The 17,912-nt window shown below is 64.7% G+C and carries 17 protein-coding genes; 10 read left to right on the top strand and 7 right to left on the bottom strand.

What is annotated here, in order from left to right:
• Positions 1-143: 143 nt before the first annotated feature.
• From dgcA to CAG29_RS02930, 3 genes are all read right to left on the bottom strand, one after another.
• Entirely contained in the window at positions 144-2,204 is a 2,061-nt protein-coding gene (gene dgcA, locus CAG29_RS02940; RefSeq protein WP_085580653.1) for a dimethylglycine demethylation protein DgcA, read from the bottom strand.
• A 15-nt stretch (positions 2,205-2,219) separates the two neighbouring features.
• Positions 2,220-2,750, bottom strand: coding sequence for a DUF5943 domain-containing protein (locus CAG29_RS02935; RefSeq protein ID WP_003228980.1), 531 nt, complete (start codon positions 2,748-2,750; stop codon positions 2,220-2,222).
• 74 nt (positions 2,751-2,824) lie between these two features.
• Complete coding sequence (locus CAG29_RS02930) at positions 2,825-3,802, bottom strand: dipeptidase (protein ID WP_085580657.1); 978 nt, start codon at positions 3,800-3,802, stop codon at positions 2,825-2,827.
• A 235-nt stretch (positions 3,803-4,037) separates the two neighbouring features.
• On the opposite strand from CAG29_RS02930, the gene CAG29_RS02925 reads away from it, so the two are divergent.
• Positions 4,038-4,439: a lysozyme inhibitor LprI family protein gene (locus tag CAG29_RS02925; RefSeq protein WP_085630432.1), complete on the top strand. Its 402-nt coding sequence runs from the start codon at positions 4,038-4,040 to the stop codon at positions 4,437-4,439.
• A gap of 44 nt (positions 4,440-4,483) precedes the next feature.
• Here the strand turns inward: CAG29_RS02925 and CAG29_RS02920 are convergent, their stop codons facing one another.
• Entirely contained in the window at positions 4,484-5,449 is a 966-nt protein-coding gene (locus CAG29_RS02920; RefSeq protein WP_085630002.1) for a tyrosinase family protein, read from the bottom strand.
• Between the two features lie 260 nt (positions 5,450-5,709).
• On the opposite strand from CAG29_RS02920, the gene CAG29_RS02915 reads away from it, so the two are divergent.
• Entirely contained in the window at positions 5,710-6,126 is a 417-nt protein-coding gene (locus CAG29_RS02915; RefSeq protein WP_085580661.1) for a DUF3010 family protein, read from the top strand.
• A gap of 166 nt (positions 6,127-6,292) precedes the next feature.
• Here CAG29_RS02915 and CAG29_RS02910 read toward each other — a convergent pair whose 3' ends face one another.
• On the bottom strand, positions 6,293-7,237 hold the full coding sequence (locus CAG29_RS02910; protein WP_085630006.1) for a GlxA family transcriptional regulator: 945 nt from the start codon (positions 7,235-7,237) through the stop codon (positions 6,293-6,295).
• Positions 7,238-7,430: 193 nt separating this feature from the next.
• Here CAG29_RS02910 and CAG29_RS02905 point away from each other — a divergent pair, with 193 nt between their 5' ends.
• From CAG29_RS02905 to aac(6'), 7 genes are all read left to right on the top strand, one after another.
• Positions 7,431-8,375 (top strand): choline ABC transporter substrate-binding protein, encoded by a 945-nt coding sequence (locus CAG29_RS02905; protein WP_085580665.1) that lies wholly within the window; start codon positions 7,431-7,433, stop codon positions 8,373-8,375.
• Positions 8,376-8,450: 75 nt separating this feature from the next.
• A complete protein-coding gene (locus tag CAG29_RS02900; RefSeq protein ID WP_085580667.1) occupies positions 8,451-9,338 on the top strand; it encodes a 3-keto-5-aminohexanoate cleavage protein in 888 nt (295 codons plus the stop codon).
• A 137-nt stretch (positions 9,339-9,475) separates the two neighbouring features.
• A complete protein-coding gene (locus CAG29_RS02895; protein ID WP_085630008.1) occupies positions 9,476-10,441 on the top strand; it encodes an L-carnitine dehydrogenase in 966 nt (321 codons plus the stop codon).
• A 136-nt stretch (positions 10,442-10,577) separates the two neighbouring features.
• Positions 10,578-11,054, top strand: coding sequence for a thioesterase family protein (locus CAG29_RS02890; RefSeq protein ID WP_085693839.1), 477 nt, complete (start codon positions 10,578-10,580; stop codon positions 11,052-11,054).
• A 24-nt stretch (positions 11,055-11,078) separates the two neighbouring features.
• On the top strand, positions 11,079-12,242 hold the full coding sequence (locus CAG29_RS02885) for a gamma-butyrobetaine dioxygenase (protein WP_085693838.1): 1,164 nt from the start codon (positions 11,079-11,081) through the stop codon (positions 12,240-12,242).
• A 315-nt stretch (positions 12,243-12,557) separates the two neighbouring features.
• On the top strand, positions 12,558-12,818 hold the full coding sequence (locus CAG29_RS02880) for a hypothetical protein (protein ID WP_085580676.1): 261 nt from the start codon (positions 12,558-12,560) through the stop codon (positions 12,816-12,818).
• Between the two features lie 55 nt (positions 12,819-12,873).
• The gene (aac(6'), locus tag CAG29_RS02875) at positions 12,874-13,320 is read left to right on the top strand and encodes an aminoglycoside 6'-N-acetyltransferase (protein ID WP_085580679.1); all 447 of its coding nucleotides are present in this window, start codon (positions 12,874-12,876) and stop codon (positions 13,318-13,320) included.
• On the opposite strand, the gene CAG29_RS02870 is transcribed toward aac(6'), so the two are convergent.
• Positions 13,321-14,424 (bottom strand): GlxA family transcriptional regulator, encoded by a 1,104-nt coding sequence (locus tag CAG29_RS02870; protein WP_085580681.1) that lies wholly within the window; start codon positions 14,422-14,424, stop codon positions 13,321-13,323.
• Positions 14,425-15,088: 664 nt separating this feature from the next.
• Positions 15,089-16,465, bottom strand: coding sequence for an L-serine ammonia-lyase (locus tag CAG29_RS02865; RefSeq protein ID WP_085580683.1), 1,377 nt, complete (start codon positions 16,463-16,465; stop codon positions 15,089-15,091).
• 435 nt (positions 16,466-16,900) lie between these two features.
• On the opposite strand from CAG29_RS02865, the gene CAG29_RS02860 reads away from it, so the two are divergent.
• Positions 16,901-17,848, top strand: a complete 948-nt coding sequence (locus CAG29_RS02860; protein WP_085580685.1) for a choline ABC transporter substrate-binding protein — start codon at positions 16,901-16,903, stop codon at positions 17,846-17,848.
• The last annotated feature ends 64 nt before the right edge of the window (positions 17,849-17,912 follow it).

Here is a 17,912-nt window from a genome sequence, read left to right as displayed (position 1 = left end):
CACCAGTACAGCCTGGAGAAACACGGTCTGCGGTTACTGTGGGAGCGGGCTTGCCCGCGAATGCATTCTGTCAGTCACATTTTCATCGACTGATCCACCGCTATCGCGGGCAAGCCCGCTCCCACAGGGTTGTGTGCAAGTCTTCAGAAGTCCTTGCACAGCCGCAGCGCGTCATAGATCGCCGCATGGGTGTTGCGCTGGGCCACGCAGTCGCCGATGCGGAACAGCAGGTAGCCGTCCCCCGCCTGGCTCAGCGATGGCTGCGGCTGGATCGCGAACAGCGCCTCGACGTCGATCTGGCCCTTGTTGCGCGAGCCTTCCTTGAGCGCGTAGTAGATTTCTTCGTCCGGGCGCACGCCGTTCTCGACGACCACCTGATCCACCACCCGCTCTTCCTTGGCGCCGGTGTATTCGTTCTCCAGCACCGCCACCAGCTTGTCGCCCTCGCGGTAGACCTTCTCCAGCATCATGTCGCCGGTCATGATCACTTCCTTGGGGTACATGCTGCGGTAGTAGGTCGGGAACGACGTGCCGCCGATGGCCACGCCCGGCTTGATGTCGTCGGTGACGATCTCGACCTGGCTGCCCTTGTCGGCGAGGAAGTCGGCGACCGACATCCCGGTGAACTCGCAGATGGTGTCGTAGACCAGCACGTTCTTGCCCGGCGCGACCTTGCCGTCGAGCACGTCCCAGCTGCTGACCACCAGCCCTTCGGCGGCGCCCCAGTGCTCGTTCTGCTCCAGGTACGGATGGCCGCCGACGGCGAGCACCACGATGTCCGGACGCAGATCCATGATGGTCGGCGCATCCGCCGCCACGCCCAGGCGCAGGTCGACTTTCAGGCGCGCCAGCTCCAGCTGGAACCAGCGGGTGATGCCGGCGATCTGGTCACGCTGCGGCGCCTTGGCCGCCGTGGTGATCTGGCCGCCGATGAATTCCTTCTTCTCGAACAGGGTCACGTCGTGGCCGCGCTCGGCCGCCACACGGGCAGCTTCCATCCCTGCCGGGCCGGCACCGACGATCACCACCTTGCGTTTCGGCCCTGCCGACTTCTCGATGATGTGCGGCACGCCCATGTATTCGCGGGAGGTCGCGGCGTTCTGGATGCACAGCACGTCCAGGCCCTGGTACTGGCGGTCGATGCAGTAGTTGGCGCCCACGCACTGCTTGATCTGGTCGACCTGGCCCATCTTGATCTTGGCGATCAGGTGCGGGTCGGCGATGTGGGCGCGGGTCATGCCGACCATGTCCACGTAGCCGCCTTCGAGGATGCGGGTGGCCTGGTTCGGGTCCTTGATGTTCTGCGCGTGCAGCACCGGCACCTTGACCACTTCCTTGATCCCGGCCGCCAGGTGCAGGAAAGGCTCCGGCGGGTAGCTCATGTTGGGGATCACGTTGGCCAGGGTGTTGTGGGTGTCGCAGCCCGAACCCACCACGCCGATGAAGTCGAGCATGCCGGTGTCGTCGTAGTACTTGGCGATCTGCTTCATGTCCTCGTGGGACAGGCCGTCCGGGTGGAACTCGTCGCCGCAGATGCGCATGCCCACGCAGAAGTCGTCGCCGACCTCGGCGCGCACGGCCTTGAGCACTTCCAGGCCGAACTTCATGCGGCCCTCGAAGGTGCCGCCCCATTCGTCGGTGCGCTTGTTGACCCGCGGGCTCCAGAACTGGTCGATCATGTGCTGGTGCACCGCCGACAGCTCGACGCCGTCCAGGCCGCCGGCCTTGGCCCGGCGCGCGGCCTGGGCGTAGTTGCCGATCACCCGCCAGATCTCTTCCGGCTCGATGGTCTTGCAGGTGGCGCGGTGCACCGGTTCGCGGATGCCCGACGGCGACATCAGGGTCGGCCAGTTGTAGCCGTCCCAGCGGGAGCGGCGGCCCATGTGGGTAATCTGGATCATGATCTTGGCGCCATGCTTGTGCATGGCGTCGGCCAGGTTCTGGAAGTGCGGGATGATCCGGTCGGTGGACAGGTTCACCGAACTCCACCACTGCTGCGGGCTGTCGATGGCCACCACCGACGAACCGCCGCAGATCGCCAGGCCGATGCCGCCCTTGGCTTTCTCTTCGTAGTACTTGACGTAGCGCTCGGTGGTCATGCCCCCGTCAGTCGCATAGACCTCGGCGTGCGCGGTGCTGAGCACGCGGTTGCGGATGGTCAGTTTGCCGATCTGGATCGGCTGGAACATTGCTTCGAAAGCCATGGCGGATTCCTCGACTTACAACGGCTTGACGGTGAACAGGCCGTCGTCGTGGCCTTCTTCGGAACCGCCGTAGACCTGCTCGGCCACGGTGCGGATCTTGCTGCCGCGGGCGGCGAGGATCTGGTCCATGGCACCTGCGAACCAGCCGGTGAACATGTAGTCGACCTTGCGCCCGACCTTGCCGTACACGTAGACGAACGCCGAGTGTTCGAGCTTGACGCTGGCGGTGCCCTTGTCGAGGTCGATGTCCTGGATCTTGAACAGGCCCCAGCCGCGCTGCGACAGGCGCTTCATGTAGTGCTCGAACACTGCGACGCCTTCCAGGCCGTGGCATTCGGCTTCTTTCTCGCACCAGTGCCAGGCGGACTTGTAGCCGGCCTTGTAGAGGATCTCGGCATAGGCTTCGGCGCCCAGCACTTCCTCGATGCCCATGTGGTTGTTGACGAAGAAATGGCGCGGCACATACAGCATCGGCAGGGCGTCGGACGTCCAGACACCGGTCTCGCTGTCGACTTCGATTGGCAATTGCGGGGCGATCTTGGCCATGGAAACTTAACTCCAGAAAAATTTTGGTGTTGCCCCCGGCGCGGACGGCCGGGGGAAAGTATTCGGGAAGCGGCTTACTCGCCCCAGACGTCCTTGAGGACGTTCACCCAGTTCTCGCCCATGATCTTGCGCACCACCCGCTCGGAGTGGCCGCGCTTGAGCAGGGTTTCGGTCAGGTTCGGGAACTCGCCGACGGTGCGGATGCCCAGCGGGTTGATGATCTTGCCGAAGTTGGTCAGGCGGCGGGCGTAGCCCTTGTCGTGGGTCAGGTACTCGAAGAAGTCCTGGCCGTGGCCCTGGGTGAAGTCGGTGCCGATGCCGATGGCGTCTTCGCCGACGATGTTCATGGTGTATTCGATGGCTTCGGCGTAGTCGTCGATGGTCGAATCGATGCCCTTGGCCAGGAACGGCGCGAACATGGTCACGCCGACGAAGCCGCCGTGGTCGGCGATGAACTTCAGTTCCGCATCGGACTTGTTGCGCGGGTGCTCCTTGAGCCCCGACGGCAGGCAGTGGGAATAGCAGACCGGCTTCTTCGATTCGAGGATGACTTCCTCGCTGGTCTTGGAGCCGACGTGGGACAGGTCGCACATCACACCGGCGCGGTTCATCTCGGCGACGATCTCGCGGCCGAAGCCCGACAGGCCGCCGTCGCGCTCGTAGCAGCCGGTGCCCACCAGGTTCTGGGTGTTGTAGCACATCTGCACGATGCCCACGCCCAGCTGCTTGAACACCTCGACGTAGCCGATCTGGTCCTCATAGGCGTGGGCGTTCTGGAAGCCGAAGAGGATGCCGGTCTTGCCCAGCTCCTTGGCCTTGCGGATGTCGGCGGTGGTGCGCACCGGCATCACCAGGTCGCTGTTCTCGCGGATCAGCTTCTGGCTGGCGGCGATGTTGTTGACCGTGGCCTGAAAGCCCTCCCACACCGACACGGTGCAGTTGGCCGCCGTCAGACCGCCCTTGCGCATGTCTTCGAACAGCTCGCGGTTCCATTTGGCAATGATCAGACCGTCGATAACGATGCTGTCGGCGTGTAGTTCGGCTGGGCTCATCAGGCTGTCCCCTTATTGGCGATTCCTGCGCCGAATCGTCTGCCGGCGCTTTGGGGCCAGCATATGCCTAGGGCCCGGGTCGTTCCGGTGCAAAAACGACAGGGGAATCACCGAAAGCGTCAATCCGCGACAAAGGGTCGCCGACCGGCCCGACCGGCCACCTGTTCAAGGCCGCGAGCTTGAGCCAGAATCTTGCGCATCTCGCACACACCACTGGATTAGAGCGGCGACCCCAATGAAATCGATCTTCCTGGCCCTGGCCCTGATTGCGACCGGCGCACACGCCGCCGAAGAGTCCGACAGCAACCCGTGCGACGCGGTGGAAAACGACGTCCAGACCCTGGAATGCTCCACCTACAGCCGCACCACCGCCGAAGACCTGCTCAAGGACAACTACAAGAGCCTGAACGAGCGCATGCAGACCGCCTACGGCAAGAACGCCGGGCAACTGGCCGACATTACCGCCAAGCTCAAGTCCGCCCAGCAGCAATGGCTCAAGACCCGCGACGCCGACTGCGCCGTCGAGGCCTTCCCGGCCACCGAAGGCAGCAAGGCCTTCAAGATCGCGCAGAACGACTGCGTGGCGCGGATGAGCGACGAGCGGTCGGAGTTTCTGGAGTCGATCGGGCAGGAGTGAGGCCGGTTCCTGCGCCTGCGGCGCGGGAACCGTGCGTCCCGTCCTCAGGGCGCCATGAAAGGCGATTTGAAGGGGCGCTTGTGCAACTGCTTGACCGGCGAGTATTCGTAGCCCAGATCCTGAATGTTCAAGACATGCCTCACCGTCCTTGTCCAGGGCGCGAGCGCATCATCGATGTTGTGGCCGGGCGGCCCCTCCATGACCGGCGCGTAATGGGGCGCCCACTGCGGGTGGTCCAGTGCCATCTGCGCCTGCCACTCGGCCCAGACCTTGTCGATGAAGCAATGGTGCAGGAAAAACACCGGATCTTCAGGCGAAGTCATGGCCAACATGTTGCCACCTATCCACAGGTGGACGCGGTTGTGCAATTGCGAACCGGCAGTGGTGACCTGCGGATCGCCCCGCCGCGTGACCCACCCTTCCAACCGGTTGCGGAACCCTCGGGTATACGGCCCGGAATCGTAAGGCGGTGTGTCGTACAGCCACTCGTCCATCGCCATTTGCACATCGGCAAGCGTCGGCAGTGATGCGACTGAAACACCGAACTGACGCTTGAGGCCAGGTTCCGTCTCTCCATTTTCGGGATAGGCTGGAACCGGCCAGTTTCCGTACTGATGGGCAAAGGGCCCCGTCTGCACCCGGTCATGATCGCCGCGGTCTCCATTGCCGCCCATCCATAGCTCTGACCAGATCGGCGAGTTCTCCGGGTCGTCGGCGTCTTCGGTCCAATCCCAGTACGGCAAGGCGACATCGGGGCTGACGGTGCGCAAGTCAGACTCGAACTGCATCAGCATTTCCCGGTGCCAAGGCAGAAACGCCGGACCAAGGTGCGCGCCGTTCCGGTATTCGGGATCCTGCGGCTCCCATGGACGCACCGTCGGCACCATCATTTCGTGATGCCAATGCACATAACGGTCATAGCGCCCTATTCGTTTGAGCTCCAGAACAGCCCTGATGTAGTCCGAACGCTCCTCGAACGTCAGCGAACGAACGTTTTTCCTGATGATCATGGCACGACTCCTTTGCCTGAGGCAGCTTTCGGCCGAAGGTGGCTTCACGCCAATCTAAGAGGCATGAACGCAGGCGACCACTGTCACAAGTAACAGGTCGATCTTGTTTTCAGATGAACGGTCGACCCTGCCGGAAGACGCGTCGAGGGACACTTCCAGGACGATCCGGACAGCCGCAGGGCAGCCGAGACGGCATTCGGCGACGCACCCCGTCGCCTGGCGCTGTAAGCTGCACGCCTCAGGCCAATCAAAGGATTCACATGAACATCTGCGGCATCGAAATCAAAGGCAGCGAAGCGATCATCGCCGTGGCGTCCCTTGACGGGGCGAGCCTTCACCATGTTGCGCTGGGCACCAAGAAAATCGCCCTCGACGATGACGACGAGACCGCCAACGTCCGGCTGTTCGCCGCGCAGGTGGCGTCGTTCGTGCGCGAGAATTCGATTGATCGCATTGCGATCAAGAAGCGCAGCAAGAAGGGCGAGTTCGCCGGCGGGCCGACCACGTTCAAGATCGAGGGCGTGTTCCAGTTGCTGGATGGCTGCGAGGTGACGCTGCTGTCGCCGCAGACCGTCAACGCCCAGGCCAAGAAGCACAACGTCGAGCTGCCGGGCACGCTGAACAAGTATCAGCACGAGGCGTACAGGACGGCGTGCGCGGCGTTGCTGAAGAAGTAACCTTTCCTTCCCGGCCACTGCCGGTCAATTGTGGGAGCCCCGCCCACCACAAAACCTGTAGGAGCTTGCCTGCAAGCGATGAGGCCGGCACTGCCGACATCCCGATTGCCTGACTCACCGCCATCGCCGGCAGGCCGGCTCCCACATCGGTCTTGCGTGCAGTCACTCAGGCCTGGGCGGTGCGCCGGTCTTCCCTTGGGCAGCGGGCAAACCGTGCCCGGTAGCTGCGGGTGAAATACGACGGCGATTCGAACCCGCAGGCGATGCTGACCTCCAGCACGCTCATGTCGGTCTGGCGCAGCAGTTGCCGGGCCTTCTCCAGCCTCAGGCGCAGGTAGAAATTGCTCGGCGTGTCGTTCAGGTGCAGGCGGAACAGCCGCTCCAGCTGGCGCCGCGTCACCTTGATCGATTCCGCCAGCTCCAGGGTGGTCAGCGGCGGTTCGCTGTGCTGTTCCATTTCGCCGATCACCTGCACCAGCTTCTTGTTGCTGATGCCGTAGCGCGTGGCGACTTCCATGCGCTGGTGGTCTTTGCGCGGACGGATCCTTCCCAACACAAATTGCTCGCTGACCTGGATCGCCAGTTGCGGGCCGTGGGCCTGGGCGATCAGGTCGAGCATCAGGTCGATGGACGCGGTGCCGCCGGCCGAGGTGATGCGGCGGCGGTCGATCTCGAACAGCTCCTGGGTGACGCTCAACTGCGGATAGGACTCCCGGAAGGCGTCGATGGCCTCCCAGTGCAGGGTCAGGCGGTGGCCGTCGAGCAGGCCGGCCTCGGCCAGGACGAAGCTGCCGGTGTCGATGGCGCCCAGGGTCACGCCTTCGTTGTCCAGGCGCCGCAGCCAGTGCTCCAGCGCGGGGGTGGCGAACTTCAGCGGCTCGAACCCGGCCACCACCAGCAACGTCGCGCCTTTCTTCAGCGGCTCCAACGCTGCGTCGGCGTTCACCGACATGCCGTTGCTCGCCAGCACCGCTCCGCCGTCGGCGCTCAGCACGTGCCAGCGGTACAGCTCGCCGCGAAAGCGGTTGGCGACCCGCAGCGGCTCTATCGCGGAGATGAACCCGATGGCCGAAAAACCCGGCATCAACAGAAAGTAGAAATCCTGGGACATGGCGCGCACTCGGTGGGCGGGTAGCGTGCAACGTTGATACGCCAGTTGTCGGCGGCATTCAAGAGGACAGGTCGCTGCAGTGCAAGAGTCGGTCGCCGCAGTGCGTTTTCGCCGGCGCGTTGCTGCGTAGTTTTGGCATCACCGGCGCAACAGACACCGGGCCCCACAATAACGAACTGCCGAGGAACCCGACATGAAACGACTGATCAGCCGCTGCGTCCTTTCACTCAGCGCCACCGCCTTGTTGAGCACCGGCGTCATGGCGGCCGAGCCCGCCGCGTGCCAGAACGTGCGCATGGGCGTGGTCAACTGGACCGACGTGATCGCCACCAGCGCCATGGCCCAGGTGCTGCTCGACGGCCTCGGCTACAGCACCAAGCAGACCAGCGCGTCCCAGCAGATCGTCTTCGCCGGGATCCGCGACCAGCGCCTGGACCTGTTCCTCGGCTACTGGAACCCGCTGATGACCCAGACCATCACTCCGTTCGTCGACGCCAACCAGGTCAAGGTGCTCGCCGAGCCGAGCCTGAAGGACGCCCGCGCCACCCTCGCCGTGCCGACCTACCTGGCCGACAAGGGCCTGAAGACCTTCGCCGACATCGCCAAGTTCGAGAAAGAGCTGGGCGGCAAGATCTACGGCATCGAACCGGGCTCCGGCGCCAACACCCAGATCAAGGCGATGATCGCCAAGAACCAGTTCGGCCTGGGCAAGTTCCAGCTGGTGGAGTCCAGCGAGGCCGGCATGCTCGCCGCCGTGGACCGCGCCGTGCGCCGCAAGGAGGCCGTGGTGTTCTTCGGCTGGGCGCCGCACCCGATGAACGTCAACGTGCAGATGACCTACCTGACCGGCAGCGACGACGCCCTGGGCCCGAACGAAGGCATGGCCACCGTCTGGACCGTCACCGCGCCGAAATACGCCGAGCAGTGCCCGAACGTCAGCCGCCTGCTGAGCAACCTGACGTTCAGCGCCGAAGACGAGAGCCGCATGATGCAGCCGCTGCTCGACCACAAGGACGCCTTCGAATCGGCGAAGCAATGGCTCAAGGATCACCCCCAGGACAAGCAGCGCTGGCTTGAAGGCGTCACGACCTTCGACGGCAAGCCGGCCGCCGAGAACCTCCAGCTCACCAGCAAATAGACCGCAACCGAAAAACCGTTCCGCAGCCCGCCGCGGGCTGCGGACAGACCCCTCACGCCTGAAGGAAACCGCACCATGAACCACGACGTCATCATCACCTGCGCACTCACCGGTGCTGGCGACACGACCGCCAAGAGCCCCCACGTGCCGGTCACCCCGAAACAGATCGCCGCAGCCGCCGTGGAAGCGGCCAAGGCCGGCGCCACGGTCGTGCACTGCCACGTCCGCGACCCGCAGACCGGCAAGTTCAGCCGCGACGTGGCGCTGTACCGCGAAGTGATGGAGCGCATCCGCGAAGCCGACGTCGACATCATCGTCAACCTCACCGCCGGCATGGGCGGCGACCTGGAGATCGGCCCGGGCGAGCGGCCGATGGAGTTCGGCCCGAATACTGACCTGGTGGGCCCGCTGACCCGTCTGGCCCACGTCGAAGAGCTGCTGCCGGAAATCTGCACCCTGGACTGCGGCACCCTGAACTTCGGCGACGGCGACACCATTTACGTCTCCACCCCGGCGCAGCTGCGGGCCGGCGCCAAGCGCATCACCGAGCTGGGCGTGAAGGCCGAGCTTGAGATCTTCGACACCGGCCACCTGTGGTTCGCCAAGCAGATGATCAAGGAAGGCCTGCTCGACAACCCGCTGTTCCAGCTGTGCCTGGGCATCCCGTGGGGCGCCCCGGCCGACACCACCACCATGAAGGCCATGGTCGACAACCTGCCGGCCGACGCGGTGTGGGCCGGCTTCGGCATCGGCCGCATGCAGATGCCGATGGCGGCGCAAGCGGTGCTGCTGGGCGGCAACGTGCGGGTCGGCCTGGAAGACAACCTGTGGCTGGACAAAGGCGTGCTGGCGACCAACGGCCAACTGGTCGAACGCGCCACCGAAATCCTCAGCCGCCTCGGCGCCCGCGTGCTGACCCCGGCCGAGGGCCGCCAGAAAATGGGCCTGACCCGGCGCGGCTGATCCACCCCTTTCCCCCTGTGGGAGCGGGCTTGCCTGCGAAGAGGCCGGTACGCCGCAAGCCTCTTCGTCAATCGACCCGACGCTTTCGCGGGCCGGCTCGCTCCCACAGTTTTTTAAGCCCACTTCAGGACATCAGCATGAGCTTTATCACCGACATCAAAACCTTCGCTGCCCTGGGCAGCGGTGTCATCGGCAGCGGCTGGGTGGCCCGCGCCCTCGCCCATGGCCTCGACGTCGTGGCCTGGGATCCGGCGCCCGGCGCCGAAGCGGCCCTGCGCAAGCGCGTGGCCAACGCCTGGGGCGCGCTGGAGAAGAACGGCCTGGCGCCCGGCGCCTCGCAAGATCGCCTGCGCTTCGTCGCCACCATCGAGGAATGCGTGCGCGACGCCGATTTCATCCAGGAAAGCGCCCCGGAGCGCCTGGAGCTGAAACTGGAGCTGCACAGCAAGATCAGCGCAGCGGCCAAGCCGAACGCACTGATCGGCTCCAGCACGTCGGGCCTGCTGCCCAGCGAGTTCTACGAGAGTTCGACCCACCCGGAACGCTGCGTGGTCGGCCACCCGTTCAACCCGGTCTACCTGCTGCCGCTGGTGGAAGTGGTCGGCGGCAAGAACACCGCGCCCGAAGCGGTTCAGGCGGCCATGCAGGTCTACGAGTCCCTCGGCATGCGCCCGCTGCACGTGCGCAAGGAAGTGCCGGGCTTCATCGCCGACCGTCTGCTCGAAGCGCTGTGGCGCGAGGCGCTGCACCTGGTCAATGACGGCGTGGCGACCACCGGCGAGATCGACGACGCGATCCGCTTCGGCGCGGGCCTGCGCTGGTCGTTCATGGGCACCTTCCTGACCTACACCCTGGCCGGCGGCGATGCGGGCATGCGCCACTTCATGTCGCAGTTCGGCCCAGCACTGAAGCTGCCGTGGACCTACCTGCCGGCACCGGAGCTGACCGACAAGCTGATCGACGACGTGGTGGACGGCACCAGCGACCAATTGGGCCGACACAGCATTTCGGCGCTGGAGCGCTATCGTGACGATTGCCTGCTGGCGGTGCTGGAGGCGGTCAAGGCCACCAAGCAGAAGCACGGCATGAGTTTCAGCGAGTAGGCCCCGCAGACCGAGGCCAGCAGTACCGGCCCCTTCGCGGTCCAGCCCGCTCCCACAGTGGGATGTGGTTCCCTGTGGAAGCGGGCTGGCCCGCGAAGGCGGCCGTCCACTCACCCCTTTTGCCGGAGCCAGCAGCATGCCCGCCCTCACCACCTACCAGACCCGCATCCTCCCGGAGTGGGTCGACTACAACGGCCACCTGCGCGACGCCTTCTACCTGCTGATCTTCAGCTACGCCACCGACGCCCTGATGGATCGCCTCGGCATGGACAGCGGCAACCGCGAAACCAGCGGCCAGTCGCTGTTCACCCTCGAACTGCACCTGAACTACCTGCACGAAGTGAAGCTCGACGCCGAAGTCGAGGTGCGCACACAGATCATCGGCCACGACCAGAAGCGCCTGCACCTCTACCACAGCCTGCACCTGAGCGGCGGCGACAAGGCCTTGGCCGGCAACGAGCAGATGCTGCTCCACGTCGACCTCGCCGGCCCCCGTTCGGCGCCGTTCAGCCCGCCGACGCTGGAGCGCCTGCAAGCCCTCGTCGCGGAACAGGCCGACCTGCCCGCGCCGGAGTACATCGGCCGGGTCATCGCCCTGCCCCCCGCCCGGTAAACCCGTCCATCGCAAGGAGCCGCCATGAACACCGTTGCCGCCGTAGCCGATTTCCGTACCTATCCGTTGATCAGCGCGCTGAACGGCGTGCAGCGTCTGGCGGACCGCGTCCTGGCCGAATGGGCCGACGGGCGGGTCAGCCCGTTCCACCACGCTTGGCTGCGGGACAACTGCCCGTGCCCGCAGTGCGTGTACAGCGTCACCCGCGAGCAGGTGTTCGAGATCGTCGACGCCTCGTCCTCGCTGGAACCCGCCGCCGCCCGCATCGACAGCGACGGCCGCCTGCTCATCGACTGGCAGGACGGCCACCTCAGCCGCTTCGACCCCGGCTGGCTGCGGGCCCACGCCTACGACGACGAATCCCGCGCCGAACGCCTCGCCGCCAAGCCCAGGCCCTTCCTCTGGCACAGCGACCTGCAACTGCCGGTGTTCGACTACGCCGCCCTGATGAACGACAACGACGCGCTGCTGCACTGGCTGCTGGCGGTGCGCGACATCGGCCTGACCCAGGTGCGCGGCGCGCCCACCGAACCCGGCTCGCTGAAGGCGGTCGCCCAGCGCATTTCGTTCATCCGCGAGAGCAATTTCGGTGTGCTGTTCAACGTGCAGTCCAAGGCCGATGCCGACAGCAATGCCTACACTGCCTTCAACCTGCCGCTGCACACGGACCTGCCGACCCGCGAGCTGCAACCGGGGCTGCAGTTCCTGCATTGCCTGGTGAACGACGCCGAGGGTGGCGAGAGCATTTTCGTCGACGGGTTCGCCATCGCCGAGGCGCTGCGCCGGGAGGATCCCCCGTCGTTCCAGGCCCTGTGCGACATCCCCGTGGAGTTTCGCAACAAGGATCGCCACAGCGACTATCGCCGGCTGGCGCCGATCATTGCGCTGGACGCCTTGGGTCACGTGGCCGAGATCCGCATGGCCAACTTCCTGCGCGGGGCGTTCGACACGTCGGTGGAGCAGATGCCGCTGCTGTACCGGGCCTACCGGCGCTTCATCGCCATGACCCGCGAACCGCGCTTTCGGGTGATGCGGCGGCTCAATCCGGGCGAGCTGTGGTGCTTCGACAACCGCCGCACCCTGCACGCGCGCAACGCGTTCGACCCGGCCACCGGGGCCCGGCACTTCCAGGGCTGCTACATCGACCGGGACGAGCTGCTGTCGCGGATTCTGGTGCTGCAGCGCTGAAACCGCGTCATCGTTCATCGCCAGCAGGCTAGCGATGAAACTACCGCGGACTTACCACCCGGCAGGCAAAAAAAGCCCCGATGCAAGCCGTGACAGGATCGGGGCGAGGGTACTGTTGAGGAGCTGCCGTGCGAGGGTGACCAAACCTTCGTGAAGCGAGCTGGGATCAGTGTGCCCACTCCCTGGGCGCGCAAGTTAGCCGAAAACGACATGCTCATAGCCAATGTGGACACCGCGACAAAACACCCTTGCCGCGCCTCGGCAGGCCTACCAGAATCGAGCCACGACCTCCGTTGCCAAAGAAGGATCCGCGTCATGATGTATGCCGATTTGATCGATCAGGAAGACCTGTTGGGCCAACTCAAGTCGTTGGGATTCGAAGTGCCGTCGGGCTCCACGGCCCAGCAGGCCTGCGAGTGCGCCGTTCGCGGTCTGGACGATGTACGGGCCAATACCCTGCGCACCATGGTCAAGCAGATGTACACCAGCAGCGCGAGCATCCAGCCGATCGTGCGTGAAGCCATCGACAAGCAGTTGCTGCCGGCGCTGGCGCAGTACCAACAGACCCGCGTCTGAGATCCCGGGCGTTTGCTAGAGTGGTGGCCTTGACGATCACCACGAGCGAACGCCGATGTTCTTTATCCAGACCTGCCAGTCCAGCGAACAACCGGGCTGGCTGCCCTTACGCCAGGCGCTCTGGCCCGATGCGCCGGAACACGAGCACCGCGACGACATCGAGCAGCAGCTGAAGGCGCCGCAACGCTATATCAACTTCGTTGCCTACGACACGCAAAACCATCCCGTCGGCCTCGCCGAAGCCTCATTACGCTCCGATTACGTCAACGGCACCGACAGCTCGCCGGTGGTGTTCCTGGAAGGCATCTACGTGGTGCCGCAGCAGCGCCGCCACGGCGTGGCCGCCCGGTTGATCGAGCAGGTGGCGCAATGGGGACGGGAAAACGGCTGCGTGGAAATGGCTTCCGACACCGGCCTCGACAACCTGGTCAGCCAGGCGACGCACAAGGCGCTCGGCTTCGAGGAAACCGAGCGCGTCGTGTACTTCAGGCGCCCGCTCTGATCAGAGCCTCACGCTGGCGAACGTCGATTCGTTGCGCGCCTGGCTCAACGCCGACAGCGGTCCCGACAGCGGCGACATCACGATGGCCTGCGGCAGCGGCAGCATCGCCACCTGCTGGGCGGTGTTGGAGCCTACGCGCTCGTCCCGCGGCGGAATGCCGAAGTACTCGCGGTAGCACTTGGAGAAGTGCGGCGTGGACACGAATCCGCAGACCGACGCCACCTCGATGATCGACATCGGCGTCTGCTTGAGCAGTTGCCGGGCGCGGATCAGGCGCAGCTTGAGGTAGTAGCGCGACGGCGAGCAGTGCAGGTACTTCTGGAACAGGCGCTCCAGCTGACGCCGGGACACCGAGACGTACACCGCCAGCTCGTCGAGGTCGATCGGCTCTTCCAGGTTGGCTTCCATCAGCGCGACGATCTCCTGCAGCTTCGGCTGGTTGGTGCCGAGCATGTGCTTGAGCGGCACGCGCTGGTGATCCTGCTCGTTGCGGATGCGCTCGTAGACGAACATCTCCGAGATCGCGGCGGACAGTTCGCGGCCGTGGTCGCGGCTGATCAGGTGCAGCATCATGTCCAGTGGCGCGGTGCCGCCGGAGCTGGTGAAACGGTTACGGTCGAGGGTGAACAGGCGGGTGCTCATGGCCACGCGCGGGAAGGCTTCCTGCATCGCCGCCAGGCATTCCCAGTGCACGCTGCAATCGAAGCCGTCGAGCAGGCCGGCGCAGGCCAGGGCCCAGCTGCCGGTGCACACGGCGCCGAGGCGGCGCGACTGGCGCGCCTGGCCCTGCAGCCAGGAGACGTGTTCACGGGTCACGGTGCGCTGGATGCCGATGCCGCCGCAGACGATCACGGTATCCATCGGCGGGGCTTTGTGCATGGAGGCGTCGGGGGTGATCTGCAGGCCGTCGCTGGCCCAGACCTGGCCGCCGTCTACGGTGAGGGTGGTCCAGCGGTACAGCTCGCGTCCGGACAACTGGTTGGCCATGCGCAGCGGTTCGACTGCGGAAGCCAGGGAAATCAGCGTGAAATTGTCCAGCAGCAGGAAGCCGATGGATTGAGGCGCACGGTTCTGGGGTTGAGCCCCGGAGTTGAACGACGTCATCGCGGTATCTCCTCACACAAAGCGGGTGATGGCCTCAGGCGGAGGCTCTTGTTATTGCCGTCGTTCTCTTGCGCGAGACGGGGCTTTGTTATGACAGAGCAATTGCCGTGCCTGAAATTGAATGCGCGTTCAATAACTCCTGAAAACGACGTCGCGGAGCGTCTATTCAAGACGCCTGACGAAAGGTCGTGTGAAGAGCCATCAGTGGCGGCGAAAGCACTGCCCCGCAGGGTGTGAGCAAATCGGTAGCACTTGTGGGAACTGGCCCGGGGGCCGGTGCGGCGCAGTGTCACCCATGGCACGGCGGACGGACGGTCGCGGGCGCGCACGGCGCCGCCCGGACGGGAATGGTTCTTGTCTGATTGCGACGCGCCAAAAGGTGGCGCGTTGGGCGGCCAGTGCTCCCTGGGTGCGCAGTTTTGACTGGTCTGGCGCTATCGCTGGCAAGCCAGCTCCCACAGGTTTTCCGGTCGTTCACAAATCCTGTGTACACCCGATTCACTGTGGAAGCTGGCCTGTCTGCTCCCACAGCTTTTTGGGTTGTTCACAAATACTGTGCTCACCCGAATAACTGTAGGAGCCAGCCTGCCGGGGTGTTCACAAATCCTGCATTCACCCAAATCACTGTGGGAGCTGGCTTGCCAGCGATGGGGGCGACGCGGTCTCAGCACTCGACCGCGCTGACCGCCAACCCGCCCCGTGAGGTTTCCTTGTATTTGTCGTGCATGTCCGCACCGGTGTCGCGCATGGTGCGGATCACCCGGTCCAGGGAAATGAAATGCTGCCCGTCGCCCCGCAACGCCATCTGCGCCGCGTTGATCGCCTTGACCGCCGCGATCGCGTTGCGCTCGATGCACGGCACCTGCACCAGCCCGCCCACCGGGTCGCACGTCAAACCCAGGTTGTGCTCCAGGCCGATCTCCGCCGCGTTGCACAACTGCTCCGGCGTTGCGCCCAGCACTTCGGCCAGGCCCGCCGCCGCCATCGCGCAGGCCGAGCCGACCTCGCCCTGGCAGCCGACTTCGGCGCCCGAGATCGAGGCGTTCTTCTTGCAGAGGATGCCCACCGCCGCGGCCCCCAGGAAGTAGTCGACGACATTGGCGTCGGTCACCGCTTCGCTGAACCTCATGAAGTAGTGCAGCACCGCCGGAACAATCCCCGCCGCGCCGTTGGTCGGCGCCGTCACCATGCGCCCGCCGGCGGCGTTCTCTTCGTTGACCGCCAGTGCATAGAGGTTGACCCACTCCATGGCGCTGAGGGTCGAGCCGATCACGTTGGGTTTGTTCAGTTCCTGCAGGCTGCGGTGCAGCTTGGCTGCGCGCCGGCGCACATTGAGGCCGCCGGGCAGGATGCCTTCGTGCTTCAGACCGTGCTCGACGCAATCCTGCATCGCCTGCCAGAGCTTCATCAGGCCGGCGCGGATTTCCTCTTCGCTGCGCCAGGCCTTTTCGTTGGCCATCATCAGCTCGGCCACCCGCAGGTTGTGTTTCTTGCACAGCTCCAGCAGCTCCACTGCGCTTGAGAAGTCGTAAGGCAATTCCGTCCGGTCCAGGTCCGCCACGCCGCTGGCGGCCTGCGCCGCGTCCACCACGAACCCGCCGCCGACCGAATAGTAGGTGTCGCGGTACAGCTCGCCGTGATCACCTTCGGCGACCAGGGTCATGGCGTTGGGGTGGAACGGCAGGTTCTCGTCGATCAGGCGCATGTCCCGCGCCCATATAAATGGCACCGACAGCCGTCCGTCGAGCAACAGCGTGTGGGTTTCGCGCAGGGCCTGGATCCGCGGGCCGATCAGCGACGGGTCGATGGCGTCCGGCCATTCGCCCATCAGCCCCATGATCACCGCGTTGTCGCTGCCGTGACCGATACCGGTGGCCGACAGCGAGCCGTACAGCTGCACCTCGACGCGACGCACCTGTTCCAGCAGGTGCCTGTCGCGCAGCGACCCGACGAACAGGGCGGCGGCGCGCATCGGGCCGACGGTGTGGGAACTGGACGGGCCGATGCCGATCTTGAACAGGTCGAAAACGCTGATAGCCATTGCTGCGAAGCTCCTCAAGGATGCCGTTCGGGGGCGCGAAACGCCCGCTGGCGGAGCTGCTACGCTCAAGCTGCGTTCCGCCGGGATGCCCGCATCATCAAGCTTTTCCCGGCGCGCCCGGCGTCTGGCACCGACGCACTCATGTCCACCAACGCCGTACCGCTTTACGCCCGTTCCTGCGCCGTTTTTCTGCGGTTCAGACACGCCAAAAGGGCCGAAAAAAGCTGTAAACGACGTCACCGACACTGGATGCGACCATCCCTGTACTGGATACGACGCACCCTGTAGGCGTCAGATTTTCACTGGTACATGATCGTTATGACTCGATTGAAAGGCGCCGCGGTAGAGCTGTTTTCAGAACGCCACCCAACCGCAACCCATAAGTGCGGTGGTCCAATCGGAACACTGCCGAAAAAAACACCAAGGAGTCCATTCATGAAAGGTTCCCCGTCGTTGTTGTTGGCCGCCATGCTGAGTCTGCCGCTGCTGGCTCAGGCCGCCGAACCGGCGCAATGCAGCACCGTGAACTTCTCCGATGTCGGCTGGACCGACATCACCGCGACGACCGCGACCACCAGCGTCGTGCTCAACGCCCTCGGCTACAAGACCAAGACCACCATGATCTCCGTGCCGGTGACCTACAAGTCCCTGGCCGACGGCAAGAACATGGACGTGTTCCTGGGCAACTGGATGCCGACCATGGAAAACGACATCAAGGCCTACCGCGATGCCGGCACCGTCGAGACGGTGCGCACCAACCTCAAGGGCGCCAAGTACACCCTCGCCGTGCCCCAGGCCCTGTACGACAAGGGCCTGCACGACTTCGCCGACATCGCCAAGTTCAAGAAGGAACTGGACGGCAAGATCTACGGCATCGAGCCGGGCAATGACGGCAACCGCCTGATCCAGAGCATGATCGACAAGAACGCCTTCGGCCTGAAGGACGCCGGCTTCAAGGTCGTGGAATCCAGCGAGGCGGGCATGCTGTCCCAGGTCGACCGCGCGCAGAAGCGCGACACCGCCGTGGTGTTCCTCGGCTGGGCGCCGCACCCGATGAACAAGCGCTTCAAGATTCAATACCTGACCGGCGGGGACGACTTCTTCGGCCCCGACTTCGGCGCCGCCACCGTAGCGACCAACACCCGCAAGGGCTACGTCCAAGAGTGCGGCAACGTCGGCCAGCTGCTGAAGAACCTGGAGTTCACCGTCGACATGGAAAGCGAACTGATGGGCAACATCCTGGACGACAAAATGAAGCCTGAGGCGGCCGCCAAGGCCTGGCTGAAGAAGAATCCACAGGTGCTCGATACCTGGCTCGCTGGCGTGACCACCACTGACGGTAAACCTGGCCTGGAGGCCGTGAAAGCCAAGCTGAATCAGTAATCGCTTACGCCGGGCGGGTTCGCCCGCCCGGGCTGTTATTTCCTTGCATGCGGACGTTCACTAC

This window comes from Pseudomonas sp. B7(2017), from assembly GCF_002112745.1.
In the GTDB taxonomy this organism is placed as follows: Bacteria; Pseudomonadota; Gammaproteobacteria; order Pseudomonadales; family Pseudomonadaceae; genus Aquipseudomonas; species Aquipseudomonas ekonensis.
This window is presented reverse-complemented; position numbering and strand designations above follow the sequence as displayed.